At 64.1% G+C, this 25,428-nt stretch carries 24 protein-coding genes and 1 pseudogene; 11 read left to right on the top strand and 14 right to left on the bottom strand.

Features of this window, described 5'->3' with window-relative positions:
- Positions 1-62: 62 nt before the first annotated feature.
- A complete protein-coding gene (locus tag BraRD5C2_RS04450) occupies positions 63-1,733 on the bottom strand; it encodes an L-lactate permease (protein WP_223967120.1) in 1,671 nt (556 codons plus the stop codon).
- A 310-nt stretch (positions 1,734-2,043) separates the two neighbouring features.
- On the opposite strand from BraRD5C2_RS04450, the gene BraRD5C2_RS04445 reads away from it, so the two are divergent.
- The gene (locus BraRD5C2_RS04445) at positions 2,044-3,786 is read left to right on the top strand and encodes an ABC transporter ATP-binding protein/permease (protein WP_223967118.1); all 1,743 of its coding nucleotides are present in this window, start codon (positions 2,044-2,046) and stop codon (positions 3,784-3,786) included.
- A 176-nt stretch (positions 3,787-3,962) separates the two neighbouring features.
- On the opposite strand, the gene BraRD5C2_RS04440 is transcribed toward BraRD5C2_RS04445, so the two are convergent.
- The 4 genes from BraRD5C2_RS04440 to BraRD5C2_RS04425 all read right to left on the bottom strand — a co-directional run bounded on the left by BraRD5C2_RS04440 (position 3,963) and on the right by BraRD5C2_RS04425 (position 8,503).
- Entirely contained in the window at positions 3,963-4,952 is a 990-nt protein-coding gene (locus BraRD5C2_RS04440) for a TorF family putative porin (protein WP_223967116.1), read from the bottom strand.
- Between the two features lie 384 nt (positions 4,953-5,336).
- On the bottom strand, positions 5,337-5,738 hold the full coding sequence (locus BraRD5C2_RS04435; protein ID WP_223967115.1) for a histone: 402 nt from the start codon (positions 5,736-5,738) through the stop codon (positions 5,337-5,339).
- 213 nt (positions 5,739-5,951) lie between these two features.
- A complete protein-coding gene (gene glcF / locus BraRD5C2_RS04430) occupies positions 5,952-7,268 on the bottom strand; it encodes a glycolate oxidase subunit GlcF (RefSeq protein ID WP_223967114.1) in 1,317 nt (438 codons plus the stop codon).
- Positions 7,265-8,503 (bottom strand): FAD-binding protein, encoded by a 1,239-nt coding sequence (locus BraRD5C2_RS04425; protein WP_223967113.1) that lies wholly within the window; start codon positions 8,501-8,503, stop codon positions 7,265-7,267. Before BraRD5C2_RS04425 ends, glcF begins: the two co-directional genes overlap by 4 nt.
- Positions 8,504-8,818: 315 nt before the next feature.
- Between BraRD5C2_RS04425 and BraRD5C2_RS04420 the strand changes: the two genes are divergently transcribed.
- The gene (locus tag BraRD5C2_RS04420) at positions 8,819-9,304 is read left to right on the top strand and encodes a putative quinol monooxygenase (RefSeq protein WP_223967112.1); all 486 of its coding nucleotides are present in this window, start codon (positions 8,819-8,821) and stop codon (positions 9,302-9,304) included.
- 164 nt (positions 9,305-9,468) lie between these two features.
- On the opposite strand, the gene BraRD5C2_RS04415 is transcribed toward BraRD5C2_RS04420, so the two are convergent.
- The gene (locus BraRD5C2_RS04415) at positions 9,469-10,641 is read right to left on the bottom strand and encodes an acyltransferase family protein (protein WP_223967111.1); all 1,173 of its coding nucleotides are present in this window, start codon (positions 10,639-10,641) and stop codon (positions 9,469-9,471) included.
- Positions 10,642-10,999: 358 nt separating this feature from the next.
- On the opposite strand from BraRD5C2_RS04415, the gene BraRD5C2_RS04410 reads away from it, so the two are divergent.
- Entirely contained in the window at positions 11,000-11,413 is a 414-nt protein-coding gene (locus BraRD5C2_RS04410; protein ID WP_223967110.1) for a hypothetical protein, read from the top strand.
- On the opposite strand, the gene BraRD5C2_RS04405 is transcribed toward BraRD5C2_RS04410, so the two are convergent.
- On the bottom strand, positions 11,410-12,903 hold the full coding sequence (locus BraRD5C2_RS04405; RefSeq protein WP_223967108.1) for an FAD-linked oxidase C-terminal domain-containing protein: 1,494 nt from the start codon (positions 12,901-12,903) through the stop codon (positions 11,410-11,412). The genes BraRD5C2_RS04410 and BraRD5C2_RS04405 overlap by 4 nt on opposite strands.
- 246 nt (positions 12,904-13,149) lie before the next feature.
- Here BraRD5C2_RS04405 and cycA point away from each other — a divergent pair, with 246 nt between their 5' ends.
- The 3 genes from cycA to BraRD5C2_RS04390 all read left to right on the top strand — a co-directional run bounded on the left by cycA (position 13,150) and on the right by BraRD5C2_RS04390 (position 14,256).
- On the top strand, positions 13,150-13,542 hold the full coding sequence (gene cycA / locus BraRD5C2_RS04400; protein ID WP_223967106.1) for a cytochrome c-550 CycA: 393 nt from the start codon (positions 13,150-13,152) through the stop codon (positions 13,540-13,542).
- Between the two features lie 93 nt (positions 13,543-13,635).
- Positions 13,636-13,932: a type II toxin-antitoxin system RelE/ParE family toxin gene (locus tag BraRD5C2_RS04395; protein WP_223967105.1), complete on the top strand. Its 297-nt coding sequence runs from the start codon at positions 13,636-13,638 to the stop codon at positions 13,930-13,932.
- A 15-nt stretch (positions 13,933-13,947) separates the two neighbouring features.
- A complete protein-coding gene (locus BraRD5C2_RS04390; RefSeq protein ID WP_176529221.1) occupies positions 13,948-14,256 on the top strand; it encodes a HigA family addiction module antitoxin in 309 nt (102 codons plus the stop codon).
- A gap of 19 nt (positions 14,257-14,275) precedes the next feature.
- Here BraRD5C2_RS04390 and poxB read toward each other — a convergent pair whose 3' ends face one another.
- A complete protein-coding gene (gene poxB, locus BraRD5C2_RS04385; protein WP_223967103.1) occupies positions 14,276-16,012 on the bottom strand; it encodes a ubiquinone-dependent pyruvate dehydrogenase in 1,737 nt (578 codons plus the stop codon).
- Between the two features lie 83 nt (positions 16,013-16,095).
- Positions 16,096-17,079 (bottom strand): alpha/beta fold hydrolase, encoded by a 984-nt coding sequence (locus tag BraRD5C2_RS04380; protein ID WP_223967102.1) that lies wholly within the window; start codon positions 17,077-17,079, stop codon positions 16,096-16,098.
- A 363-nt stretch (positions 17,080-17,442) separates the two neighbouring features.
- On the opposite strand from BraRD5C2_RS04380, the gene BraRD5C2_RS04375 reads away from it, so the two are divergent.
- Positions 17,443-17,619: a hypothetical protein gene (locus BraRD5C2_RS04375; RefSeq protein ID WP_165126306.1), complete on the top strand. Its 177-nt coding sequence runs from the start codon at positions 17,443-17,445 to the stop codon at positions 17,617-17,619.
- Between the two features lie 116 nt (positions 17,620-17,735).
- Here the strand turns inward: BraRD5C2_RS04375 and BraRD5C2_RS04370 are convergent, their stop codons facing one another.
- Entirely contained in the window at positions 17,736-18,392 is a 657-nt protein-coding gene (locus BraRD5C2_RS04370; protein WP_223967101.1) for a tetratricopeptide repeat protein, read from the bottom strand.
- A gap of 105 nt (positions 18,393-18,497) precedes the next feature.
- On the bottom strand, positions 18,498-18,623 hold the full coding sequence (ykgO, locus tag BraRD5C2_RS04365) for a type B 50S ribosomal protein L36 (protein WP_002718645.1): 126 nt from the start codon (positions 18,621-18,623) through the stop codon (positions 18,498-18,500).
- 476 nt (positions 18,624-19,099) lie between these two features.
- On the opposite strand from ykgO, the gene BraRD5C2_RS04360 reads away from it, so the two are divergent.
- The 4 genes from BraRD5C2_RS04360 to BraRD5C2_RS04345 all read left to right on the top strand — a co-directional run bounded on the left by BraRD5C2_RS04360 (position 19,100) and on the right by BraRD5C2_RS04345 (position 22,222).
- Positions 19,100-19,984 (top strand): amidohydrolase family protein, encoded by an 885-nt coding sequence (locus tag BraRD5C2_RS04360; protein ID WP_029079264.1) that lies wholly within the window; start codon positions 19,100-19,102, stop codon positions 19,982-19,984.
- Positions 19,985-20,148: 164 nt separating this feature from the next.
- Positions 20,149-20,991 (top strand): dienelactone hydrolase family protein, encoded by an 843-nt coding sequence (locus tag BraRD5C2_RS04355; RefSeq protein WP_223967100.1) that lies wholly within the window; start codon positions 20,149-20,151, stop codon positions 20,989-20,991.
- On the top strand, positions 20,988-21,731 hold the full coding sequence (locus BraRD5C2_RS04350; RefSeq protein WP_223967099.1) for a haloacid dehalogenase type II: 744 nt from the start codon (positions 20,988-20,990) through the stop codon (positions 21,729-21,731). Before BraRD5C2_RS04355 ends, BraRD5C2_RS04350 begins: the two co-directional genes overlap by 4 nt.
- Positions 21,732-21,736: 5 nt before the next feature.
- On the top strand, positions 21,737-22,222 hold the full coding sequence (locus BraRD5C2_RS04345) for a YbaK/EbsC family protein (RefSeq protein ID WP_223967098.1): 486 nt from the start codon (positions 21,737-21,739) through the stop codon (positions 22,220-22,222).
- Between the two features lie 60 nt (positions 22,223-22,282).
- Here BraRD5C2_RS04345 and BraRD5C2_RS04340 read toward each other — a convergent pair whose 3' ends face one another.
- The 3 genes and pseudogenes from BraRD5C2_RS04340 to BraRD5C2_RS04330 form a co-directional block, all read right to left on the bottom strand.
- Complete coding sequence (locus BraRD5C2_RS04340; RefSeq protein ID WP_223967211.1) at positions 22,283-22,642, bottom strand: hypothetical protein; 360 nt, start codon at positions 22,640-22,642, stop codon at positions 22,283-22,285.
- Positions 22,643-22,784: 142 nt separating this feature from the next.
- Positions 22,785-22,888 (bottom strand): annotated as a pseudogene (locus BraRD5C2_RS04335) (tripartite tricarboxylate transporter substrate binding protein); the annotation flags it as partial.
- A gap of 74 nt (positions 22,889-22,962) precedes the next feature.
- Positions 22,963-25,398, bottom strand: coding sequence for a Nal1-like putative serine protease (locus BraRD5C2_RS04330; RefSeq protein WP_223967097.1), 2,436 nt, complete (start codon positions 25,396-25,398; stop codon positions 22,963-22,965).
- Positions 25,399-25,428: the final 30 nt, after the last annotated feature.

Here is a 25,428-nt window from a genome sequence, read left to right as displayed (position 1 = left end):
AAAGCAAAATCCCCGCGGGCTCGCACCCGCGGGGATCTCCGTTTGGGCGACGCCTCGCCTCTTTATTTCAGAACCATCGCCGTGAACGGGTAGACATAGGCCTGCAGGGTCACGAACAGACCGACCAGGCACGCCAGCACGATCGAGTGCAGGAACACGTAGCGCAGGATCGAACCCTCGTGGCCGTACCAGTTGGTCGCGGTGGAGGCGACCACGATCGATTGCGCGTCGATCATCTTGCCCATCACGCCGCCCGAGGAGTTCGCGGCCGCCATCAGGATCGGCGGCAGGCCGAGCTGCTCGGAGGTGATCTTCTGCAGATTGCCGAACAGGATGTTGGACGAGGTGTCCGATCCGGTCAGCGCCACGCCGAGCCAGCCAAGCAGGGTGCCGAAGAACGGGTAGAGCACGCCGGTCGCGGCGAAGGCGAGGCCGAGCGTGGCGTCGACGCCGGAGAGCCGGGTCAGCGTGCCGATCGCCAGCATCGCCGAGATCGTGATCAGCGAGATCGCGCACAGGCGGATGGTGCGGCCATATTCGGCGATCAGCTTGAGCGGCGAGAAGCCCATCAGGAGACCCGAGATGATCGCGGCGATCAGCAATCCGGTGCCGGTGAACGACAAATAGGTGAAGCCGAACACTGCACCTTCCGGCGTCGGCTTGGGCACCACCGGCGGCACCTTGAAGATCAGCTTGTCGAGGTCGGGGACCGGATAGTTCCAGACGAAGTTGGCATTCGCCCAAGCCTTGAAGGCGCCGTTGCCCCAGATCAGCATCAGGATGCAGACGATGATCCATGGCAGCAGCGCGCTCCACAATTCGCCCTGGGTCAGCGGCGTCTTGTCGAGCGGCTTGGCGGCCGCCATCGTCGCCGCCGATTCATCGCGGCCGCGCAGCGCGGGCGACAGCCAGAGCTGACGCGGCTGCCAGACCTTGAGGAACAGGATCAGCGCGCCCATCGAGATCAGCGAGGCGCCGATATCGACGATCCAGGGATTGATGTAGTTCGAGATCACGAATTGCGGGACCGCAAACGACACGCCGGTGACCAGGATCGCCGGCCAGACTTCCTTCATGCCGCGCCAGCCCGCGAACGCCCACACCACCCAGAACGGCACGATCAGCGAGAACAGCGGCAGCTGCCGGCCGACCATGGCGCCGAGGAGGTAGGGATCGAGCCCGGTGACCGAGGCAAGACCCTGGATCGGCGTGCCCAGCGCACCAAAGGCGACCGGGGCGGTGTTGGCGATCAGCGACAGGCCGGAGGCTGCGAGCGGCGAGAAGCCGAGCCCGATCAGCACCGCGCCGGTGATCGCGACCGGCGTGCCGAAGCCCGAGGCGCCCTCGAAGAAGGCGCCGAACGAGAACGCGATGAGCAGCAGCTGCAGGCGGCGATCCTCGGTGACGCCGCCGACCGCGCGCTTCAGCAGCTCGAACTTCCCGCACCTCACCGTGACCTGGTAGAGGAAGATGACGTTGAGCACGATCCAGCCGATCGGGAAGAACCCGGTGACGATGCCGAGGATCGATGCCCGGATCGACATCCCGGCCGGCATCGTGAACACGAAGATCGTGATCAGGTTGGTCACGATCACGGCGATGATGGCCGCGATGTGCGCCTTCACCTTGCCGCTGGCGATCAAGACCAGCAGCGTGACCACGGGAATGGCGGCGGCTAGCGTCGACAGCCCTGCATTCCCCAGCGGATTGTAGATTTGATTCCAGGTGCTCATCTCGGGATCCTTCCCACATTCTTATGCAGCGCCCCGGCCTTGCGTGCAGGCCGGCGCGCTGGTGCGATTGCGGGAGTCCGTCGGAAAGATTGCAGCCCCGGCTCGCGAATGAACGATCGGTAAGGATCGCTCACATCCTCGCGAAAAATCGAAGGTCCCCCGCCCCTCGCCGTTGTCGTCATGCTAGGGTTGACTCGCTTGCCGGGACAAGCCAACGCTTGCATGCCAGGCCTACGACTTTAGTCGAGGTGTACTGCGATTGTCCCGATTCTTCAGGCCGTTGCGGCCGCTTCCCCGGAGACGATAATCTGTGAACAACATTCGCTCGACGCTCGCAACGGTGTGGCGCATCGCCTCGCCCTACTTCAATTCCGACGACAAATGGGCAGGCCGCGGGCTGTTGGCCGCGGTGGTGATACTCGAGCTCGCCGCCGTCTTTCTGACCGTGCTGTTCAACCGCTGGAACAACGTTTTCTACAACGCGCTGCAGGAGCGTGATCAGGCGGTCTTCACCTATCAGATCGGCTATTTCTGCGTGCTCGCAACGTTCTGGATCGGCCTGAAAGTCTACCAGCTCTATCTCAATCAATGGCTGCAGATCCGCTGGCGGCGCTGGATGACCACGCGTTATCTCGGCGGCTGGCTGCACGATGCCAACCACTACCGCATGCAGTTGCTCGGCGACGCGGCCGATAACCCGGACCAGCGTATCGCCGACGACACCCAGCGCTTCGTCGAACAGACCCTGGCGCTCGGGATCGGATTGCTGAGCGCCGTGGTGACGCTTGCTTCCTTCGTGTTCATCCTGTGGGGCCTTTCCAATCAGGCGCCGCTGCATTTGTTCGGCAAGGACCTCGCGATTCCGGGCTACCTGGTGCTGGGCGCGCTGGTCTACGCGATCCTCGGAACGGTCCTGACCCATTTGATCGGCAGGCCGCTGGTCGACCTCAACTTCCGTCAGCAAAGGTTCGAAGCCGATTTCCGCTTCAACCTGGTGCGGACCCGCGAGAACGCCGAGCAGATCGCACTGCTGCACGGTGAGCCGGCCGAGCGCACGCGATTGCTCGATCGCTTCGGTTTCGTGGTCGGAAACTGGCTCGACATCATGCAACGAACCAAGAAGCTGACCGCGTTCACCTCGGCCTATTCGCAAGCCGCCGTGATCTTCCCCTACGTGCTGATCGCACCGGCCTATTTCGCCAACAAGATTCAGCTCGGCGGCATGATGCAGACCGCGTCCGCCTTCAGCAGCGTGCAGGATTCGCTGTCCTTCTTCATCTCGGCCTACCGGACGCTGGCTGAATGGCAGGCGGTGGTCGCACGTCTTGACGGCTTCGAGAAATCGATCCGCGGTGGCGATGCACTCGCGCAGCGGCAGGACATCATCCACGTCAAGCCCACAGCCGGCGACACGATCGATCTCGACGATCTCCTGGTCACGCTGCCGGACGGCAAGCCGCTGCTCGCGGCTGACGGCTTCAGCCTTCGCGACAATGAACGCACCCTTGTCACCGGTCCCTCCGGCGCCGGCAAGTCCACGCTGTTCCGCGCGATGGCCGGCATCTGGCCGTTCGGCCGCGGCGCAGTCCAGGTCCCCGCCAACGCCAGCCTGATGATGCTGCCGCAACGTCCCTATCTGCCGATCGGCTCGCTGCATGATGCGGTGGTCTATCCGGGCCAGGCTGCGAGCTACGATGCGGGACGGGTCCGCGACGTCCTCGCCGCGGTCGGACTGCCGCAGCTCGCGGCGCGACTCGAGGAAGAGGCGCACTGGAACCGGATGCTGTCGCTCGGCGAGCAACAGCGGCTCGGGATCGCCCGCGCGCTGCTGCATGCGCCACAATTCCTGTTCCTGGACGAGGCGACAGCCTCGCTCGACGAGCCGTCGGAGGCCGCGCTGTACAGACTGATCGCCGAGAAGCTGCCCGGCACCACGGTGGTCTCGATCGGTCACCGCGCGACGCTCGACGCCTTCCACCAGCGCAACGTGTCGCTGGTCCGCGACGGCGATCGCTTCACCTTGCGCGACAAGGTCAAGGCCGCCGCGTCGTAGGCGAGCTAACTCAGCTGCGAACGCGAACAGCCGGCCCGCAAGGCAGTCGGCTCCCTCTCCCGCTTGCGGGGGAGGTGCAGCCAGTCTGCCGCTTCAGTCTCGTCATCACCCGCGCCCGCAAAACAAAAGGAGCGGCAGATTGCTCTGCCGCCCCCCGTGATCCTCGGGTGAGGAAGTTACTTCAGGTTGGACATCGCGGTCAGGTCGACCGAGAGCTTGGCGATACCGGCCGCGCCGCACCAGTTGGAGCCCGTGCCGAGCGGATTGATCGGGGTCACGTTGTTGGTGCCGCCCGCGGTATAGTCGCTGGTGAAGGCGCTGCAATTGCCCTTCGACAGGTCGGTGTCGGAGTAGCGCAGATCGAGCGTGAACACCTTGTAGGTAAAGCCGATGCCGATGTTCCAGGTGTTGTAGTCGGCATACTTGATGCCGTTCGGGAATGCCGGAACGCCGTAGAAGCTGTCGGAGGTGCCGAGCCACTGCCGGCCGAACTCACCCGACACGTACATGCCGACGCCGCTGGTGCCGAACACGGTGCTCGGCGCGGTGTACTTGCCGATGATCGAGGAGTAGTTGCCCCAGGCGCCGGTGTTGAGGAAGTTGGGCGAGTAGTACTCGTTGATGGTGAACGCCCAGTTGTCGTTGATGGTCCAGGTCGCCTTGCCGTAGACTTCGAAGAACGAGACGTCCTTCTTCATGACGTTGCCGTTCGGCAGGAAGTTGAGGGCGCACTCGGCGCCGACCGCCTTGCCGGCGGTGTCGAACGGCGCGCCGAAGTAGCAGGTTCCACCCGGATACAGGTAACCCCAGACACCGATGTCGAAGGCGAAGGCGCCGAAGGTCGGGCGGATACCGCCGTAGACGTCGACTTCAGCCGCGGCGCGGTTGGCGAAGGAGATGCTTTCGGTCGAGGTGCCGATGTAGAGCTGCAGGTCCTTGTTGACGTTGTAGCGCGGCTCGAAATAGGCGGTGACCGACGGATTGTGGTTCGACTGGGTGACGCCGCGGAACACGTAGTCACTGACGATACCTGCACCGAAGGCGATGTCCCAGGGATCGAAGGGAGCCGGCGGCGGCGCCTTGACGGCCTTCACCGCCATGTCAGCTGCCATTGCCGAGCTCGAAATCATTGCTAGCGCCGTTGCTAACAAAGCCAGTTTCTTCATGACGATCCCCATCTACTTTTCCAGACAGCCCAGCTCCGGTGGCCCCCCAGGGCGCGCGATAACGGACTGCAACTCAATCGCGTGTGCTCAATCTGAAACGCACCCCCATTTTGGAGAAGGCGAAAAGACATGCATCTGCCGACTTTTTAGGCGTTCTGGCAGTCTCGCCATACGTTGGTTGACGGGTGTTGCATTTGCACCACAAGGCTGAGGCTCTCGTTCCGGTTGAACGACACGCCCAACCCGGAATCGCGCAACGGTTTTACGCGCTGCGGGAGGCGCCATTGCGAATCGCGCTTCCGCAAAACTACGGGCTGCCGATACGGAAAAAGCCGCAGCGGCGTCCGCTGCGGCTTCGATCAGGTGAACCGATAGAAGGTTCGGCTAGTGGTGCTCGCTGTCGGACGTGCCCCAACTCGGCGCGGGCTCGTGGCTCGGCGTGGCCCAGCTCTGGGCCGGCTGCGGCGCAGGCTCGGGCGCCGAGGGTGCTGCGACCGGGGCGACCGGCTTCGGCGCGGCGGCCTTCTTCGGAGCGCTCTTCTTGGCGGCCTTCTTCGCAGCCGGCTTCGCGGCCTTCTTGGGCGCGGCCTTCTTCGGAGCAGCCTTCTTCGCAGCTTTCTTGGCTGTCTTCTTGGCGGACTTCTTCGCCGATTTCTTTGCAGACTTCTTCGCGGCCTTCTTCGCAGTCTTCTTGGCCGACTTCTTCGCGGACTTCTTCTTCGCCGCTACCGCCTTCTTGGCCTTTTTGGCCTTCTTGCTTTTCTTCGCCTTCTTCGACTTCGCCATCGTGGTCCTCCTGTTGCCGCTGATTTGAGTCCACCGCGTATTGAAGTGATCGCTTGCCGGTCAGCAGCTGCACCTCGGGGAGAGGCACCCTCCACTTCGCTTGTCGGGCATGATGGCCGCGCGATCGCTTCGCGTCTGTGGCAGGGAAGCGCCGGTCCTTCAGTTTGCGTCAGGGCAAGGCTGGGGTCCGGATCATGCTCGAATGGCAGTCGATCAATTCAATCCTGGCCGGGGACCTCCTGTCGCCCAATCGAGAAGCTCAATCGTGTGCACCACAGGAACTGACGTACCGCCGGCAATCTGAACCATGCACCCAATATTGCCCGCAGCGATCATGTCCGGTTTGACAAGCGCAATATTGGCGACCTTGCGATCGCGCAATCTGCTCGCAATGTCGGGCTGGAGAATGTTGTAGGTCCCCGCCGAACCGCAACACAAATGGCTCTCAGGCACATCTTTCACCACGAATCCATTCTTGGAAAGCAATTCTTTCGGAAGTTGAGTGATTTTCTGTCCATGCTGCAACGAACAAGCCGAGTGATAGGCAACGGTGATGTCGCCCTTCTGCGTTGAAGGCGCGAGCTCGAGAGCTGAGAGATACTCGGTGATATCCTTTGCCAGCGCGGAGATTCGCTTGGCCGGCTCGGCGAATGTTTTGTCCTCGCGCAGCAGGTAGCCGTAGTCCTTGACAACTGTCCCACAGCCCGAGGTCGTCACCAGAATGGCGTCGAGCCCGTTCTGGTCCGCTTCCCTTTGCCACACCGAGATGTTGGCGCGAGCGCGCGCCAGCGCGTCGGCATCCTGTCCCATGTGATGGGTCAGCGCGCCGCAGCATTGCTCGTCCTTGACCAGCACCACCTCGACGCCGTGCCGGGTCAGCACATTGATCGCGGCCTGATTGATGCGTGGCGCCAGCACCTGCTGGGCGCAGCCTTGCAGCAGCGCGACCCGGCCGCGCCGCCGGCCGGTCGCCGCAAATACGGTTCCCGCAGCCGGCCCCGGCGGCGGCAGACCGCGCGGCGCCAGCGCCAGCATGGCCTTGATCCGCCGCAGCAGGCCCGGGCTCGCCGCACCGACCGACGGCGTTGGCAGCAGCGCCGTGAACGGACGGGCAAGCCCAGCCAGGATCATGCTGATCCGGAACAGGCCCGGCCGCGGCAGCACGTAGGCAAGCACCGATCGCAGCAGCCGCTCGGTCAGCGGCCGTTCGTAATCCCGCTCGATCCTGACCCGGGCCTGGTCGACGAGGTGCATGTAGTTCACGCCCGACGGACAGGTGGTCATGCAGGCGAGGCACGACAGGCAGCGGTCGATATGCTTGACCACATCCGCCGTCGGCGGCTTGTCCTTCTCCAGCATCTCCTTGATCAGGTAGATGCGGCCGCGCGGACTATCGAGCTCGTCGCCGAGCAGCACATAGGTCGGACAGGTCGCGGTGCAGAAGCCGCAATGCACGCAGGCGCGCAGGATCTGGTCGGCTTCCTTGATGTCGGGATCGGCAAGCTGCGCCAGGCTAAACTCGGTCTTCATGCGCCCCCGCCTCGAATCATCCGGCCGCGGTTGAGGACCGACCTCGGATCGAAACTCGCCCTGATACGTTCGCCGAGCGCGGCGAGCCCGGCCGGCTGCGGCTGGAACACGTCGACCGCGCGGCGCACGTCCTCAGTGGCGCGGATCAGGGTGGCATGCCCGCCGACTGCCTCGACCTGGCCGCGGACCAGCGCGGCCTGCGCGTCGGCACTCTGCGGCACCGCGGCCCAGATCAGCCCGCCGCCCCAATCGTAGATCACGTCGCCGCCGGTTAAGCGCGACAGCGCCTGGCCCAGCGCGCCGCCCGAGGCCGGCGGGCAAACGATGCGCCACACCGGCGAGGCCCCGAGCGCGCCGTTCGCCGCGAACGGCACCACGTCGCGCAGCGCGCTCCAGATCAAAGCCGACGCATCGTCAGCGAGGCTGTCGACCGTTCCATAGGACGACAGTGCCTGGCTCAGCGACGCCGCGCGGTGGGCCGCCGACGCCGAAATTCCCTCGAGCCGCACCAGCGTGACCGGCTGGCCGGAGGCTGCGAGGCCAGCGAGTGCGCCGGTCCCGGACCGCAACGCCGAACCCGGCAGATGCGCCGCGCCCGACACGTCGAAGGGCGAACCGAGCGCTGCCGTCATCGCCTTGTTGGCGGCGACGTCATCGAGCCCGCGCAGCACCAGCGTGCGCTCGGCTTCCGGCTTCGGCATCACCTTGAGCGTCACCTCGGTCATGACCGCGAGCGTGCCCCAGGAACCGGTGAGCAGCTTGCAGAGATCGTAGCCGGTGACGTTCTTCACCACCCGCCCGCCGGTCTTGAAACCGTCGCCGAACCCGGACACCGCATGGGCCCCGAGCAGGTGATCCCGCGCGCCGCCGGCCTTGATACGGCGCGGACCGGCAAGGCCGGCGCCGATCATGCCGCCGATCGTGCCGGCTCCTGCGGTGCCGAGCAGCACCGACATGTCCATCGGCTCGAAGGCGAATTGCTGGTTCTTGGCGTCGATCAGGGATTGCACGTCGGCGAGCGGCGCGCCGGCCTGCACGGTGATGATCAGCTCGTTCGGCTCATAGGAGCTGACCGCGTTCAGCACCGAGACGTCGAGCACCGCATTGGTCGCCATCGGATGGCCGATGGCGCGTTTCGATCCATGACCAATGACCTCGAGCGGCTGCTCGCTGGCGACAGCCGCGCGCACCACCTCTTCGACGTCCTGGACGTCTCTGACTTTCAGCGTTTCCACCCGCTAGTCGGTAACGAAATTTGGCTCCGAGATCAAATGCGCCGAACCCCACCGTCGCAACGCCGACGGAATGGCCCGGGAGCGGGGCTTGCCGCCCGACCGTGGCGGAAACGACGATCGGGCCACCCTGATCGAGGTTTTGGCCACATCGCGCATCCTGCGGACGCGGAGACGCAACACTTCGACCAATGTCGAACCATTTTCACGACATCGACATTTCGACCGTGGCCTAACCGAGTGCGCGGCACGATCCCCTATCTGTCGCGGTGCGGTTCGGCCGGCACGACGGTTGGCGCAAATCATCTGGAGGCGATCATGAAACGTTCGGAAGGCACGACCACGACGATGATGCTCACCCGACGATCGGCCATCGGCTCGTTCGCAGCGATCATGACGATCGCCGGCGTCTCACCCTGGGCCGGATCGCAAGCTCGATCGGAGCAAAGCAACGGAGGAATGCAAATGAAGCACTATGCGATGAGCACTCGAACCATCAGCGATGTGATCAACACGTCAGGCCTTCTGGTCGTGGCGCAATGGGAAGCCAAGGAAGGCCAGGCCGACAAGGTCGCGGCAATTCTCGACGGTTTCCTGCCGGAGGCGCAGAAGGACCCCGGCACCAAGCTGTTCCTGATCGGCCGCGGCAAGGACAATCCGGCGCAATTCCTGTTCTACGAATTGTTCCAGGACAAAGCGGCGTTCAAGGCTCACGCGGAGAGCGCCTACTTCAAGACCTACATCGCGGAGCAGGCACTGCCGCTGCTCGCCAAGCGCGAGCGGACGCAATACGTATTGCTGTGAGCGACGGCGCCGCGGGGAGGATACCAATCCCTCCCCGCGCGCAGATCAGATCGATGCGCCGCTGTTGCCGAACCTTGCGCGCAACCCGACCCGCTCGGGCGACCTGCGCCAGAAGCCGATGATCGAAATCCGAGACCGAATTCGCAGCAAGTAATGGTTAGGGGTTACCGCCCGGAAAGAACGATCGGTCGAACCGGATTGATTGGCCCTGGCTGGACGACAGCCTCTCGTTCGGCCTGCTCGGGCGACTTGCGCCAGAAGCCGACGATCGAAATCCGCGACAGCACCGCGACCTCGAACGTCTCGACATGGCCGCGGAGCCCCAGCGCGTGTTTCTCGACGAGATGCCAGGACGCGACGGCGACGCCGAAGGCGAGTGGCAGGCTGATCAGGATGTTGAGATACCAGTGCTGAACCGGCGGGCCGAACGCGGCAACGCACTGCTGGATGACGAAACCATAGAGGTAGAGCCCGTAGGAGTAATCGCCTGACAATACGATCCAGCTCCGCCGGGGATTCATCAGGCCGAGATAGCACGCGGCATAGGCGGCCGGCACCGGAGCCAGCGCGTCGCCGCGACCCGTGGCCATCCCGGCGGCGCACAGCAACAGCGCGACTAGGAACGCCGTGCGGTTGAACGGCACCTTGTCGCGCCAGAGGTAGAAGCCGACACCGGCAAGGAAGCAGAACACCAGAAGATGCGGGCGAAGCTGGATCGGCACCTCCTCCCAGCGATAGACGTCGTAGCTCACCAGCGCGACCTGAACGATCACCAGGAACACAAGGTACGCCACCCTGCTGAAACAGATCGTGGTCACCGCGAGCAGCGCCAGGATGACGTAGCACCACAATTCATACGGCACCGTCCAGAGCTGGGCATTCACCACGTCCGGCATCGGATTGTGCAGGAAGACGCCCGGCAGCTCGTAATGGATGTCGCCGACCATGTTGAGAAAATAGGCGTGGAATTTCGGGTCGGCGACGTACTGCGCCAACGGCAGTTCGGTGAACACCGAGCCGATGATGACCGCCGACAGCGTCGTCTCGACCGCGAGCGCGGGCCCGATCCGAAGCACGCGCAGGCCGAGGAAGGAGATCAGGCTCTTGCACCGCTGCAGGCTCGCCGTCACCAGGAAGCCGCTGAGCGCGAAGAACAGCGCGAGGACCATCGCGATGCCGATGCGGAACGAACCCAGGATTTCCAGTGCCCTGCCGAGCCCGAGCGTGACGTTCAGGCTGTGCAGGCAGATGATCGATACCGCCAGCGCGATCCGCATGTAGTCGAAACCCGCGGGCCGATTGCGCGAAAGCGCCAGCTGATCAGCCAGGCTGGGCATCGATGTGGTCCCGAAGACATGCATCTTGGGAAAATACCGGGGAACAGTTGAAGGCGGTGTAAACGGTGGCCGCCACTAGGGCAGCGACGCGCAACGGCAGCCCTGACGGCTTGCCAACGCCGCCGCGGCAAGCATCGGTTAAGGTTATCGGTTGGCTAGCGCGATCAGCCAAATTGGATCGATCGGCAAGGCGCTCGCAATTTCCCCACGTCCGCTTGCGGCCGACGCCGATGCATGTTGGCCTTGGGGCCAATAGCCGGCGCGGCCCCTGATGCCCCAAAAGGACTGGCCGGCGTTATCGCCATTCGGCGACCGGTGATTTCGATCGCGGCTCAACCGCCGCAGGAGAACCGCCGCCATGAACATCAAAACAACAGCCATCGCGCTGCTCGCGATGATCGTGGCCCAGCAGGCGCGCGCCGCAATGCTCACCGACGCCGAGGCGACGTTCCTCGACGAGCTCGCCACCGCGGCCGCGGTGCTCGAACAACGATGCACCGGCTATGAGGCCAATGGTGCCGGCGGCGTTCAGCTCGGCGCCACGCTTCTCGGCAGCCCCGACGCCGCCATGGCCATGATCGGCGCCTTTGACGCGGCCATCAAGGCTAACGATGGCAATGACTACGATCCGCGTAAATTCCGTCCCGAGGTGTCCGAAGCGGCCGGCAAAACGTTCAAGCGAGTCCGGGCGGAGTTGATAGCTGACCCCGAACGGGCCTGCGCCGCCTATGGCGATGCCAGCGCGGCGCGCGGCCTGGTGAGACGATACTAGAACCGCGGGATATCCGGGAAGGCCAGCTTGCCGGCGTGGACATGGACGCGACCGAGTTCGGCGCAGCGATGTAGGGTGGGAAACACCTTGCCGGGGTTGAGCAGGCCCTGGGCATCGAAGGCGCATTTCAGCCGCTGCTGCTGGTTGAGATCGATCTCGGTGAACATTTCGGGCATCAGGTCGCGCTTCTCGATGCCGACGCCATGCTCGCCGGTGAGCACGCCGCCGAGCTCGACGCAGCAACGCAGGATGTCGGCGCCGAACGCTTCCGCCTTCTCGATCTCACCCGGCTTGTTGGCATCGTACAGGATCAGGGGGTGCAGATTGCCGTCGCCGGCGTGGAACACATTGGCGACGCCGAGGCCATATTTCTCCGAGAGTTCGCGGATCCGCGCCAAGGCCTTGGGCAACGCGCCGCGCGGGATGGTGCCGTCCATGCAGAGATAGTCTGGCGAGATCCGACCGACCGCCGGGAATGCCGCCTTGCGGCCGGCCCAGAACAGATTGCGCTCGGCCTCCGAGGTCGAGATCTGGCAGGAGGTCGAGCCGCAGCCTTGCGCGATCGCCTCGACCCGCTTGATCAGCTCGTCGACCTCGACCTGGGGACCGTCGAGCTCGATGATCAGGAGCGCCTCGACGTCGAGCGGATAGCCGGCGTGGACGAAGGCCTCCGCGGCGTGGATCGCAGGCTTGTCCATCATCTCCATGCCGCCGGGGATGATGCCGGCGCCGATGATGGCAGCCACGCATTCGCCGGCCGCCTCGACCTCGGCGAAGCCGACCATCAGCGCGCGCGCCGTCTCGGGCTTCTGCAGGATGCGTACCGTGATCTCGGTGATGACGCCGAGCAGCCCCTCCGAGCCGGTGATGATCCCCATCAGATCGTAGCCGGCATTCTCGGCCGATTTGCCGCCGATGCGCAAGATCTCGCCCGACATCAGCACGATCTCGCAGCCCAGCACGTTGTTGGTGGTCATGCCGTATTTCAGGCAGTGCACGCCGCCGGAATTCTCCGCGACATTGCCGCCGATAGAGCAGGCGATCTGCGACGACGGATCGGGCGCGTAATAGAAGCCGGCATGGGCGACCGCCTGGCTGATCGCAAGGTTGGTGACGCCGGGCTCGGTGACAACAACGCGGTTATCGAAGTCAATCTCGCGAATGCGCTTGAACTTGCCGAGTCCGAGCAGCACGCCATCGGCGAGCGGCAACGCGCCGCCGGATAGCGAGGTGCCGGAGCCGCGCGGCACCACCTTGACGCCCTGCGCTTGGCAATATTTGAGGACCTTCGCGACCTGCTCGGTGGTATCGGGCAGCACCACGACCATCGGCGGCTGCCGATAGGCGGTCAGGCCGTCGGACTCATAGGCCAGCATTTCGGCGGCACTGTCGATCACGCCCTCGCCCGGAACGATTGCGCGCAACGCGGCGACGATTTCGGCGCGGCGGGCAAGGACGGACTGATCGGCCGCCGGCATCATGATGGACATTGGTGTTCCCTCGGAGCGCTCTGCGCTTCGTCGATTTGTTACGACAAATCAATCGGGTCTGCACCTGTTTCAGTCACCCTGTTTCAGTCACCTGACCGAAGGTCGGATTGCCCCGTCCCGCAAGGGCGAGTTCTCTCTCGGACAAGCGGACGGTCATGAAACCTGTCAAAGTTTCGTGGCTTGTCCTGTCCAAGCCGGACATGCCACAACCAAACACTACCCCCGGGACGAAACGAAGAGAACCCCATGAACCTAAAGACTTTGAGCGCGCTGGCGGTCGTCACATCGCTGGCCACCGCATCCTCCGCGCTGGCGCAGGATGCCGCCGCCGGCAAGACCTCGTTCAACAAATGCCTCGCCTGCCACGCGATCGGCGAAGGCGCCAAGAACAAGGTCGGACCCGAGCTCAACGGCCTCGACGGCCGCCATTCCGGCACCGCGCCGGACTACAATTATTCCGATGCCAACAAGAACTCCGGCATCACCTGGAACAAGGATCAGTTCCTCGAATACATCAAGGACCCGAAGGCCAAGATCCCCGGCACCAAGATGGCATTCGCCGGCATCAAGAACGAGACCGAGGCCAACAATCTGTGGGCCTATGTGTCGTCGTTCGACAAGGACGGCAAGCCGAAGTAAAGCCGCTCGGCAATCCCTCACAACGCCCGCAACGCGGGCGTTGTGATTTTGTACCACCGTGTGGTACAATGGTTCATCGAGGGGCAGCGTCCGATGATCCTGAGCTTCCGGGACGAATGGTTGCGCGCTTTCTTCACGGACGACGCGAAATCGCGAAACATCCCGTCTGATCTTGAAGACCGTTTGTTTCGCAAGCTTCAGATGCTCGACGATGCCACGACTGATCAGGACCTGCGGGTGCCGCCGAGCAATCACTTTGAGAAACTCCGAGGCAATCTTGCGGGGTTTCATTCCATTCGCGTCAACAAGCAATGGCGCATTGTCTTTCGGTGGTCGGGCGCGCGAGGCGAAGCACAAGGCGTCTACCTCGACGACCACAGCTACAGATGACGCAGGAGAAGGGTCATGCTGACGACCAAGCGCAAGCCCGCCACGTTGGGCGAGATTCTCAGGGAAGAATTCATGGCGCCGTTGGGGCTTACCCAAGGCGCCTTGGCCGAGGCCATGGGAGTTCAGCGCAAGCATGTCAATGAATTGTGCAATGATCGCCGGAACGTCACCGCGGCAACCGCGCTCATTCTTGCCCGCGTATTCGGCAACAGCCCGGAGTTCTGGCTGAACGTCCAGCGACGCACTGACCTGTGGCAAGCCATGAACTCGCCGAGCGAGCGGAAGCGCATCGAACGCGCGAAGCCGCTCGGAAGGGCCGCTTGATTTTCTGCGTCCGCCGCGATCAGCGCGGCAACAGATTGGTTTTGGCGAGATCGACCACCTCGTCGCCGCGACCGCTCATCACGGCGCGCAGCACCCACAGGCTGAAGCCCTTCACCTGCTCCAGCGTGATGGTTGGCGGCATCGACAATTCCTGCGTCGCGGTCACGACGTCGAGCACCGCCGGGCCGTCATGCGCGAGCACGCCGCGGATCGCGCCCTCGAGTTCGCCGGGATCCTCCACCCTGACGCCGTGAATGCCCATGGCGCGGGCCATCGCCGCGAAATCCGGGTTCTTCAGGTCGACGCCCGTCTCGATGAAGCCGGCGGCTTTCATCTCCAGCGCGACGAAGCCGAGCACGCTGTTGTTGAAGATCACGACCTTCACCGGCAGCTTCGCCTGCGTCAGCGTGATCAAATCGCCCATCAGCATCGCGAAGCCGCCGTCGCCGGACATCGACACCACCTGACGCCCCGGCTGCGCCGCCTGCGCGCCGATCGCATGCGCCATGGCGTTGGCCATCGAGCCGTGCACCCAGGAGCCGACCAGCCGGCGGCGGCCATTCATTTGCAGATAGCGCGCGGCCCAGATCGTCGGCGTGCCGACGTCGGCGGTGAACACCGCATCCTCGGTCGCCTGCTCGCTGAGCAGCCGCGCCAGATATTGCGGATGGATCGGCTTTTGCCCCGGCTTGCCGCGGGCGAGATCGTCGAGGCCGGCGCGGGCGTCCTTGTAATGCGCGAGGCTGGCGTCGAGAAACTTGCGCTCGGTCTTGACCGTGAGCTTCGGCAACAGCGCGGCGATGGTCTCGCCGATGTCGCCGACGACGCCGAGATCGAGCTTGCAACGGCGGCCGAGATTCTCCGGGCGGAGATCGACCTGGGCGATGCTGATGCCGGTCGGGAAGAACTGCTTGTAGGGAAAGTCGGTGCCCAGCATCAGCAGCACGTCGCAGCCGTGCATCGCGGCATAGCCGGAGGAGAAGCCGATGAAGCCGGTCATGCCGACATCATAGGGATTGTCGTACTCGACATATTCCTTGCCGCCGAGCGCATGCACGATCGGGCTCTTCAGCGTCTCGGCGAGCTTGAGCAGGCCGTCATGCGCGCCGGCGCAGCCGCGGCCGCAGAACAGCGTGACGCGCTTCGCGCCATTCAGCAAAGCGGCGAGCGCGTTCAATTCGGCCTCGGACGGGCGCACCACCGGCACCGGCGGCAGCAGGCCGGCGTTCGGCGCAATGTCGCGCTTCGGCGCCGGCCGCATCGCGACGTCGCCCGGCAGCACCAACACCGCCACGCCGCGCTTGCCTACCGCGGCGCGGATCGCGTTCTCGAGCATGTAGGGCAGCTGCGCCGGATCCGACACCAGCTCGCAATAATGGCTGCATTCGCGGAACAGGTCCTGCGGATGGGTCTCCTGGAAATAGCCGCCGCCGATTTCAGCGGAGGGGATCTGGGCCGCGATCGCCAGCACCGGCGTGCGGCTGCGATGCGCGTCGAACAGGCCGTTGATGAGATGCAGATTACCCGGGCCGCAGGAGCCCGCGCATACCGCAAGGTCGCCCGTGATCTGGGATTCGGCGGCGGCGGCGAAGGCCGCGACCTCCTCATGGCGCACGTGCAGCCAGTCGATCGTGCCGCGTTTGCGCAACGCCTCGGTCAAGCCGTTGAGACTGTCGCCGACGACACCGTAGATGCGCTTCACGCCGGCCTGGGCAAGGGTTTCAGCGATGAGGTCGGCGATGTTGTCGATCCGCATGAGGCTTGTCCTTTGGGTGAGATCTATCGGGCCGCGCAGCCGCATGATGTTCGGCAGGATGCGACTGCGCAAGCCTCACCGGATCACAGATTCGCGGGCGCAATCTTGTCCGCTGTTGCTGCCGATTGGACCAACCGGTCAGCCGTCGCCTCGATCTCGGACACCACAAGATCGGGCGCGGCATATTGCACCATGTGGCCGACACCGGGCAGCACGATGAGCTTGGCGTTCGGCGCCGTTGCTGCAAGCGGCCGCGAATGAATGCCGGTCGAGACCGTCTTGTCGACGTCGCCCGCAATGATCGTGACCGGCGCCTTGATCTCCGCATAGCGCGGCGCCTGCTCGACCACGGCGGCCTTCAGCGTGACGAGGTCGCGCGCATTGGCGATGAACTCGTGCGGACGCAGCAGGAGCAACGTCTCGCTGTCGCGGACGAAATCGTCCGGCATCGGCTGCGGCGCGAACACGCCGCGCACGCCTGATGTCGTGACGAGATAACCGAGCGGCAAGGTGATCGTGTGCGCCAGCAACGGCCCGATCAAAGGCGTCGAGATCAGATCATTGTAGCGGCCGGCACCGCCGCGCCAGGGATAGGCGACGGGGGCGAGCAGCACGAGGCCCGCGACGCGGTCCGGATGATCCAGCGCGATGCGCAACGCGAGCGCGCCGGCCCAGGAATGCGCCGCCACGATCGCTTGGTCGATGCCCAGCCTGGACAGTGCCTCCACGATCATCCGGCCCTGGGTCGCCGGCGTCGAATCCGCGACACGCGCGCGCGTGCTCCAGCCATGGCCCGGCCGGTCGATCAAGATCACCCGGCGTGTTTTCGCAATGCGGTCGGCGAGCGGCCGCATCGCGCGCAGGTTGGAGCTTGCGCCATGCAGCATCACGATCGGCGGCCCCGCTGCATCGCGCGGGCCGAGCTCGACCACATGCAGCCGCCCGCCGGCCACATCGACCATGCGGCCCCGAGGCGGAAGGGCCCCCTGAATGAGGATGACGCCGATTTGCGTCGCCAGGGCCAGCGCCAGCCCGGCGGCCGCCAGCGCAATGATTGCGGTCAACATCGAGGGGTCCGAAAGGTCTTGGGTATTTGAAGTGTCTTGGACACGTGAAAATTACGACGAAGCTCAAGCCTGGTTTCGCGTCGATTTGCCCCCTGCCCGGACATGCTCTTGTTCGGAAAGCCAATTGTCGATTTCCGGCTCGCGCCGGGGCGCGGAGTTGTCCACAATGCCCCCAGCCTGTGGATAGCGGGTTCATCCCACCGTCATTAGTAATTCCATAGATTGCCGGTGGCAATTTCGCCATCAGGGGCGAGGCTTCATCGAAACCGGGACGCACCCGGGATGCCTCTTGGCTTGTGCACTGAATCCACAGGAACCAGCGTCCGCACGACGAGTTCAACGGGAAGTAATCGGAGGAGTACCATGATTTCCGACCCTAGCGATGCGGCCATCGATCAGATCGTGGCGAGCTGCAATGGCGACCTGCGCGGCGCCCTGAAGGCACTGTTGCTCGTCAATGAGCACCTGGAGGCGGAGCTTCAGCAATTCTATGCTGCCGTGGCCGAGGACTGCGCGTCACGCGGCAAGTTCCTGCACTAGCCTGCCCTCCTGCGCCGGGCCATATCGCGAGCAAGCATCAAGCCCGCGAGCAATGTGCCCATTCGCGGCCATCGGCCCGCGATCGCGATCAATCGCACGCAATCAATTGAAGGCAATCAGATGTCGCGGCCTTCGACCTTCTCGGTCAGCTGCTTGACGATCTGCGGCACCTTCTCGAGGTAGGGATCGACCGCCAGCGCCTTGCGGAAGGCGTCCAGCGCGCGCTTGTCGTCGCCCATGTCCTGCATGATCATGCCGACACCGGCCAGCGCGCCGAAATGCCGGGGCTCGCGGGTCAAGACCTGCTGCAGGTCTCCCAGCGAACGGACATAGTCGTTCTTGAGATAGTAGATCGTCGCGCGCCGGTTCCAAGCCTCGACATAGTCGGGCCGCAGCTTGATCACCGCGTCCAGAAGCTTCAGCGCCACATCGATATTCTGGGCATCCAGCGCAGCCTTGGCGCGCACCATCAGCAGTGCCGCGGTGTCGCTCGGGGTTTGCAGCCACAGCGCCCAGATCCGCGCCTCGACGTGGCGGGCGCTGTCCTCATCGGGCGCGGCCTTCAGCGCGCCGAACAGGAAATCCAGCCCGCGGGTACGGTCGGCCGGAACCTGCGGCAGCTTGGTCGGGGCTTCCGGCAGTTTCTTCTGGGCCTTCGGCGGCGGAATCACCCGCGGATCGTCCTGCGCGGCGGCCGCGACAGGCATGGCCAGAAGTGCTGCGATCACGATCGCCAGCCGGCGGTGGGTAGGCCCAAGGAAGTTGAATCCCATGACCGGAAGTCTAGACGCACAAAGCCGCGCTGCAAAGCAGCACGGCGTCAAAGACCTGTGAAAGCGATGTGTTGGGATCGGCGCAATCAGCCGATCCGCGCTGGATCAACCCTGGCGCGCCTTGAAGCGGCGCTGGACCTTGTTGATCACGTAGACGCGGCCCTTGCGGCGGACCAGACGGTTGTTGCGATGGCGGCCGCGCAGCGACTTCAGCGAGTTACGGACCTTCATGGGACAATCCTGTTACTTCGAAAGGCCCGTGTTGGAGGCCGTACCTGATCAATGCCAATCGTCGGCAAAAGCCAATAGTTGGCGAAATGGGATTATCCCGACAAGCGGCCTACCGCGCGGGACGGCCGGGTTCTAAGCCATCGGACCGTTAAATGTCAACCGAGATGGGCCGATTTTCGGCCATATCGCAGCATGGAACCGGTGTCGAGCACCCCGCCACGCCATTGAGATCACATCGGAAACGCCGACCGCCACGATATCCGCGCCAAGGCCCGGTCGAGCTGCCGCGCCCTGACGGTGGGCTTGATGACCGGCGAATCGTGCTCGCGCGCCGGGCGGGCGCCCACCCAAGGACGACTTCGCGGCCGAACCGGGCTCTCACGCCACCACCTTCGATCAACTCAGACGGCTTGCGAAAATTGTTATATCCTATAATTATTTTCCATCACCAACAAACACGCCGCCGGGGAAGCCGAATGCCCAAGCTCAAACTGCCCGACATCGAAAAGGTCACAGCGATCGACATCCACACCCATGCCGAGGAGCCGTGCGGCATGCATGGCGACGATGGCTACGACGATTTCCAGGCGCAGATGGCCGACTATTTCAAGTCGCCGCACAAGCATCCGCCGACCGTGCCGGAGACCGCGGCCTATTACCGCGCCAAGAACATCGCCGCGGTGATCTTCCCGGTCGACGCCGAACGCGAGACCGGTTTCCGCCGCTACAAGAATGAGGAGATGCTGGAGATCGCCTCTGACCATCTCGACGTGTTGATCCCGTTCGTCTCGATCGACCCGCACAAGGGCAAGCTCGGCGTCCGCGAGGCGCGCAAGCTGATCGAGGAGTACGGGGTCCGCGGCTTCAAATTCCATCCGACCATGCAGGGCTTCTACGCCAACGACCGCATGGCCTATCCGCTCTATGAGGCGATCAACGAGGGCGGCGCGATCGCGCTGTTCCACACCGGCCAGACCGGCGTCGGCTCGGGCATGCCGGGCGGCATGGGGATGCGGCTGAAATACTCCAACCCGATGTACATGGACGACGTCGCGGCCGATTTTCCCGACCTCAAGATCATCCTCGCCCATCCCTCCTTCCCCTGGCAGGAAGAGGCGCTGTCGGTCGCGACCCACAAGCCGAACGTCTATATCGACCTGTCGGGCTGGTCGCCGAAATATTTCCCGCCGATCCTGGTGCGCTATATCAACTCGATCCTGCAGGACAAGATGCTGTTCGGCTCGGACTGGCCTGTCATCACGCCGGACCGCTGGCTCGCCGACTTCGCAAAACTCGACATCCGCGAGGAGATCCGCCCCAAGGTCCTGAAGGCCAACGCGCGCAAGATTTTGGGGATTTAGAGCATGATCCGGAAAAACGCGAAGCGGTTTTCCCTCGCGACAAACGCGGAACGCGTTTGCGCGGAGATCATGCTCAAATAAGGAGATGAGATCATGATGCGATTCCGTGGAAGCGCATCATGGTTTAAGGGAGTATCATCGGCCGCACGCTTGCGGGGCGGCCGATGAACAACCGGGCCGGACTTGCCATCCTCCTCGCCGTGCTCCTGGTCGGGAGCGCGGGCGGCAGGGTTGCGGCAGCGGCCGAAGCACCTTCCGTGCTGGTCGAGTTCGAAAGCCCGCTCAACAACGCGCAACCGTTGCAGGGCCTGTTGCGCCGGCCGGAGCGACCGGGCCTCCTGCCCGCCGTGGTGTTGCTGCACGGCTGCAGCGGGCAGTGGCGGGAACTCGATGAGCGTTGGGGCAAACGGCTCGCGGCCTGGGGCTATGTCACGCTCACCGTGGACCGGTTCGGTCCGCGCGGCATCAGCAACACCTGCACTGGCGATGCCCCGGCCACAACAGTTCACGACGCCTACCGCGCGCTGAGCTTCCTGAGCCGGCAATCCCTGGTCGATCCAACACGCATTGCCGTGATCGGCTTTTCGCAAGGCGGATGGCTCGCATTGCTCTCGGTCGAGCGCGGCGCGATCGAGGTCAACGCAACGGAAAAATTCCGCGCCGCCGTCGCCTTCTATCCGCGCTGCCTCGGCATCAAGGGCAACATGACCGTGCCGACCCTGATCATGGTCGGCGAACTCGACGACTGGACGCCCGCGAAAGAGTGCCGGAACCTGGCGGAAGGCCGCGACGATGACGGCATCTCCCGGCAGCAGGGCCTTGGCTATCCGATCGAGCTGATCGTCTATCCCGGCGCCCATCACGATTTTGACGAGCCGCAATATCGCATACCGGGGCGGCTGCTCGGTCATCACCTCGAATTCAACGAGCAGGTCCGCGATCAGTCCATCGACGCTCTCAGGAAATTCCTGTATGCGACCATTGGCGGGCAAGAGAAAACTCAATGAGCATCAAAGCGATCGTCTTCGACGCCTATGGCACGCTCTACGACGTCCAGTCGGTGGCTGAAATCACCGAGGATGCGTTCCCCGGCTATGGCGACATCATCACCCAGGTCTGGCGCATCAAGCAGCTCGAATATTCCTGGCTGCGCACGCTGATGCGGCGCTATCAGGATTTCGCCACAGCGACCCGCGATTCCCTCGCCTACACGCTGCGTTGCCTCGGCCTGCAATATGACGAAGCGACCTTTGCGCGCATCATCGACAAGTATCAGCATCTTGCGCTGTATCCGGATGCCGTCGCTGCGCTCGAGGCGATGAAGGACAAGAAGCTCGCGATCCTTTCCAACGGCAGCCCTGACATGCTGAACGCGCTGGTGCGCAATTCCGGCCTCGACCGCCTGCTCGATGCGACCGTCAGCGTCGACGCCCACAAGGTGTTCAAGCCGGCGCCCGAGGCCTACACGCTGATCGAGGAGGCGCTGAACGTGCCGCCCGCGGAGGTCCTGTTCATCTCCTCCAATCCGTGGGACGCCTGCGGCGCCAAGGCGTTTGGACTGAATGTCGCCTGGATCGAACGGGTGACGCCGGAAGCGATGGCGCTGGCCTGCGTCGAGAGCGAGACGGTCGCCCCATTGACGATGTTCAAGGCCCTGCGTACCCAGATGGACGAGCTCGGCGTGGTGCCCGATCACCGGATCCACGGCCTCTCCGAACTTCCTGCCCTGGTGTCTGCAAGGTCCTGAACGTCATGAGTCTCGAGTCCGTCCGCGCCTTCTTCGCCGAGAAGGCGCCCGAAATCTCCGTGATCGAATCCGCTGTGAGCTCTGCGACCGTCGCGCTGGCGGCGGAGGCCTATGGCGTCGAGCCGGCGCGGATCGCCAAGACGCTGAGCCTGCGGGTCGGCGATCGCGTGGTGCTGATCGTCGCTGCCGGGACGTCGCGGATGGACAACAAGAAGGTGAAGACGGCGTTCGGCGGCAAGCCGAAGATGCTCGGCCTCGACGAGGTTGCCGACATCACCGGTCACGAGGTCGGCGGCGTCTGCCCGTTCGGGCTGAAGACACCGCTGCCGGTGTATTGCGATGTGTCGTTGAAGGCATTCGATATCGTGGTGCCGGCCGCGGGCTCGACCCATAGCGCGGTGCGCATCACGCCCGACAGGATGGCCGAACTGACCGCAGCCGAATGGGTCGACGTCTGCGAAGTCAGGTCTCAGGTAGAAGTCAGTCCGTAGGATTCTTGTTCTGACGCGTTTTCTTCAGGCGAGCCGGCATCCACTTCGCCTGAAAACGCTCTAATCCTCATCATCATCGGGCCGCGGCGGCGCAACCGGCGTCGGCCGCATCTGCGGCGGCGCGTGCGGCCGCTGTTGCATCTGCGGCTGAGGTACGCGTCCCTGGGTTTGCGCCTGTTGTTGCGCATTCGACTCGAACACCGCACGGCAGGAACTGCCAAGCAGTGCCGTATTCTGCCGCAGGCAGGCGACGATCCGGTTGGTGTCGGGAATTTGATCGCTGCACAGCCGCATCACGTCGGGCGTGCACGCCATCTGCTGTTCCCAGGTGCCGCGATACTCCTGCGACAACGCAGGCGCGGCAGCGCCAAGGCCGCCGATCGCGATCGCTAAGCTCAGGACAATCCGCTCCGTCTGCATGCCCGTGCCTTTATTCAATGAGTTCGATTTCATCTGCGCACGCGGGTTCCGCGCGACGACTTGCTTCAAAAATGGCAAATGAATGCGGCCAAGGATCGTTCGCACAGACAACTAAATGTGAAGGCGAATGAAACCGAGTTCCTTATTCGACTTCGCCGATCTTCTTCACGGCGCCGATCAAGCGCGCGCTGTCGTCTGCAACAAATTTTGAAAACTCCGGTGCGTCCGGATAAGCGACCGGACGCCCGCGGTGTCCAAGGCCCTGATCATCTCCGGCGCCTTCCGCAGCGCCGTCGCGGTCGACCTAGTCTCATCGCGCCTTAGCGCCGACGCGCCGCCTTGCGCGTCCTTCCAAACGAGCGCTTCTTCGCCGCGCCGCGCTTGGTTGCGGTCTTCTTGCTGGCGGCTGCGCGGCGGACCGGGGCGGCCGCAGCCGGACGCTTGCGCGCCACGGCCTTCTTGACCGCCTTCCTGGCCGAACTCTTGGCCGCTTTCTTCGCCGCCTTCTTCGCTGCTTGCGGGCGCGCGCGCCGTGCCGTCGACGCACTCCGGCGACGTGCACCGCTTCCCCCGATCGGAACGATGTGATCGTCCGCATCGAGCGTGAGCTGCTGGAGCTGATATGCCGGCAGGAAGCTCGGATCGTTGTAGAGCTTGCTCAAACTGCCCTGATCGAACTTGCTGCCCTGCCCGCGATCCTCACCGGCGCCGGCGCGCCAGGCCGCCTCCCAGACCCGGGCCAGGGTCTTGGCACCGTCCTGCATGCAGGCCGCCGTGGCATCCTTCAGCTTCGACCACAGCACGTCGACCTGGCCGCTTCCCATATGGGAGTTGAACAGATTGACGATCGTCATCGGCGGCAGCCGCTTCACGGTTCGCTGCATCAGCGCGACCACGGCGACCGCAGCGTCGCGGCCGGTCGGCGTGCCGCCCGCAACGATCTCCGCGACGTCGCTGGTGCGGGCGTCGGGGATCATCTTGATGAGATCCTTGCCGTGGCGGCCGATCATCGTGGTCTCGTACACGCTGTGCACCTTGGCGTGCGCCTTGTCGTTCAGATCGAGGCCATGGTGGAATTGCGAGATGTGCAGCGGCTGGCAGGCATCGCCGATATAATGCGCGACGATGCCGGCGGCGCAGACGAATTCCAGCTTCTTGTTGGCGGCGGCATATTCGACCATCTCGTCGAAGATCTGCCAGACCCGGAACGGCAACGCGCCGCGGCGGTCCTCGCCGATCCCTTCGTAGTAGTCGTTCCAGACTTTTGGATCGACGTTGCGCGTGGACTCGGCGCACAGATCCAGCAGCGTCTTGCCGTCCTTGCCCGGCTTGTCCATGTCGGCGAAATGGTTGCTCTCGTCGGTGTGCCGGGTGAAGCGCCAGACCACATCGGCGACGTCCGCCAGGGGCGCGAATGCGCCGCGCTGATATGGCTTGAGGTCTTGGAGCAGCTTGTCGTCGAGGCCGATATTGTCGGAATTGGCGTCCATCATGGCCGAGAGCTTGGGCAGCTTCGCATCGATCAGGCCGGTCGCGTAGGCGCCGATCTTGACGTGCCCCCATTCACCCCAGTACTCGGTGTGGCCGGCGTTCCAGTCGCCGATCAGCTCAACGTCGAGCTCGCGGCACAGCGTCGCCATGCAGATGCCGAGCGCGACCTGCATCGGAATCTTGCCGCCTGATCCGAACAATTCCTGGCCGCCCCATTCCAGTGCCAGGGGACTGAGGATGCGGGCGCCGCCGGCGTTCTTCTTCGCGTCCGGATCGTCGAGAAACCAGACCGTGCCGGAATCGCCGGGATAGTTGTTGAGCGGCGTGTCGCCGTCGCGCGGACCGATCACGAAATCGCTGACATACTCCATGCCACCGACGGTCTTGTAGCGATAGAACAGGCCGATGATCTTGCCCTTCATCAATCCGCTGGTCGCGCCGAAGGCGATCAGCGGCTGGTCGATGATCTCGAGGCGGAAGGTGCCGACATTGAGATCGACGACGTCGCCGACCTGGCCGACGCCGTAGACCTGCGCAGTCCAGCCCTTGACGTCGTCGACGCGGATCAATCCGGCATCGAGATTGGCCACCACGCGCGCGCCGGGCCAGCCGGGATAGACGTCGCTGAAGGCGCGCTTGCCGAGTTGCAGCGCATCGCTGACGCCGAGACGACGCTCCGTGTTCTTGAAGCCCGCGAAGATCTCGCGTCCGGCTGCGCCGACCACGTGGCGGTTGGAGAGTGCAAACACGGTCTCGCCATTGGTGACGAGACAGCCGATCGAGCCGCGATGGATCTTGCCCTGGATCATGGTCTGGACCGGAAAGCCGCCGCCGACCAGATCGCTCTTGAACACCGGCGGATCGACGACGCCGGGGCTTTCCTCATTCGGATCGACCTTGACGACGCAGGTGGGCACGACGCGCCCATCCGGCAGATACAGGAACGGAGGCACCAGCTGGTCCTGCTTCTCCGGATGGTTCTTCAGCTCGGAGCGCTTCATCCAGTCCCGCACGAAGACGAGGATGCAGGGCCACGACCAGTCCTTGACCGACGAATTGAACAGCGTCCGCGGTCCGAGCGCCTGCGGCTTGGAATGGTGCCGCCGTTCGGTCGCGTTGCGGTCGGTATCCCGGATCAGATAGCGGCCGATCGCCGTAGCGTAGACCGATTGCAGATGGGCCAGATGCACGTGATAGGCCTCGCGGGCATCGAGCAGATCCTTCACCGACAATGACGTGAAATCGTGCTTGGTCAGATCAATCATCTGGTTCCTCCGAAAATGCGCTTGGCGGCA

The organism is Bradyrhizobium sp. RD5-C2 (assembly GCF_019972155.1).
Lineage (GTDB): Bacteria > Pseudomonadota > Alphaproteobacteria > Rhizobiales > Xanthobacteraceae > Bradyrhizobium.
The sequence above is the reverse complement of the archived record's forward strand: the minus strand, read 5'-3'. Positions and strand labels throughout refer to the sequence as shown.

Coding starts and splice junctions, on each gene's coding strand:
- BraRD5C2_RS04450 (WP_223967120.1), bottom strand. CDS start 1,733: ATGAGCACCTGGAATCAAATCTACAATCCGCTGGGGAATGCAGGGCTG.
- BraRD5C2_RS04440 (WP_223967116.1), bottom strand. CDS start 4,952: ATGAAGAAACTGGCTTTGTTAGCAACGGCGCTAGCAATGATTTCGAGC.
- BraRD5C2_RS04435 (WP_223967115.1), bottom strand. CDS start 5,738: ATGGCGAAGTCGAAGAAGGCGAAGAAAAGCAAGAAGGCCAAAAAGGCC.
- glcF (WP_223967114.1), bottom strand. CDS start 7,268: ATGAAGACCGAGTTTAGCCTGGCGCAGCTTGCCGATCCCGACATCAAG.
- BraRD5C2_RS04420 (WP_223967112.1), top strand. CDS start 8,819: ATGAAACGTTCGGAAGGCACGACCACGACGATGATGCTCACCCGACGA.
- BraRD5C2_RS04415 (WP_223967111.1), bottom strand. CDS start 10,641: ATGCCCAGCCTGGCTGATCAGCTGGCGCTTTCGCGCAATCGGCCCGCG.
- BraRD5C2_RS04410 (WP_223967110.1), top strand. CDS start 11,000: ATGAACATCAAAACAACAGCCATCGCGCTGCTCGCGATGATCGTGGCC.
- BraRD5C2_RS04405 (WP_223967108.1), bottom strand. CDS start 12,903: ATGTCCATCATGATGCCGGCGGCCGATCAGTCCGTCCTTGCCCGCCGC.
- cycA (WP_223967106.1), top strand. CDS start 13,150: ATGAACCTAAAGACTTTGAGCGCGCTGGCGGTCGTCACATCGCTGGCC.
- BraRD5C2_RS04395 (WP_223967105.1), top strand. CDS start 13,636: ATGATCCTGAGCTTCCGGGACGAATGGTTGCGCGCTTTCTTCACGGAC.
- BraRD5C2_RS04390 (WP_176529221.1), top strand. CDS start 13,948: ATGCTGACGACCAAGCGCAAGCCCGCCACGTTGGGCGAGATTCTCAGG.
- poxB (WP_223967103.1), bottom strand. CDS start 16,012: ATGCGGATCGACAACATCGCCGACCTCATCGCTGAAACCCTTGCCCAG.
- BraRD5C2_RS04380 (WP_223967102.1), bottom strand. CDS start 17,079: ATGTTGACCGCAATCATTGCGCTGGCGGCCGCCGGGCTGGCGCTGGCC.
- BraRD5C2_RS04375 (WP_165126306.1), top strand. CDS start 17,443: ATGATTTCCGACCCTAGCGATGCGGCCATCGATCAGATCGTGGCGAGC.
- BraRD5C2_RS04370 (WP_223967101.1), bottom strand. CDS start 18,392: ATGGGATTCAACTTCCTTGGGCCTACCCACCGCCGGCTGGCGATCGTG.
- ykgO (WP_002718645.1), bottom strand. CDS start 18,623: ATGAAGGTCCGTAACTCGCTGAAGTCGCTGCGCGGCCGCCATCGCAAC.
- BraRD5C2_RS04360 (WP_029079264.1), top strand. CDS start 19,100: ATGCCCAAGCTCAAACTGCCCGACATCGAAAAGGTCACAGCGATCGAC.
- BraRD5C2_RS04355 (WP_223967100.1), top strand. CDS start 20,149: ATGAACAACCGGGCCGGACTTGCCATCCTCCTCGCCGTGCTCCTGGTC.
- BraRD5C2_RS04350 (WP_223967099.1), top strand. CDS start 20,988: ATGAGCATCAAAGCGATCGTCTTCGACGCCTATGGCACGCTCTACGAC.
- BraRD5C2_RS04345 (WP_223967098.1), top strand. CDS start 21,737: ATGAGTCTCGAGTCCGTCCGCGCCTTCTTCGCCGAGAAGGCGCCCGAA.
- BraRD5C2_RS04340 (WP_223967211.1), bottom strand. CDS start 22,642: ATGCAGACGGAGCGGATTGTCCTGAGCTTAGCGATCGCGATCGGCGGC.
- BraRD5C2_RS04330 (WP_223967097.1), bottom strand. CDS start 25,398: ATGATTGATCTGACCAAGCACGATTTCACGTCATTGTCGGTGAAGGAT.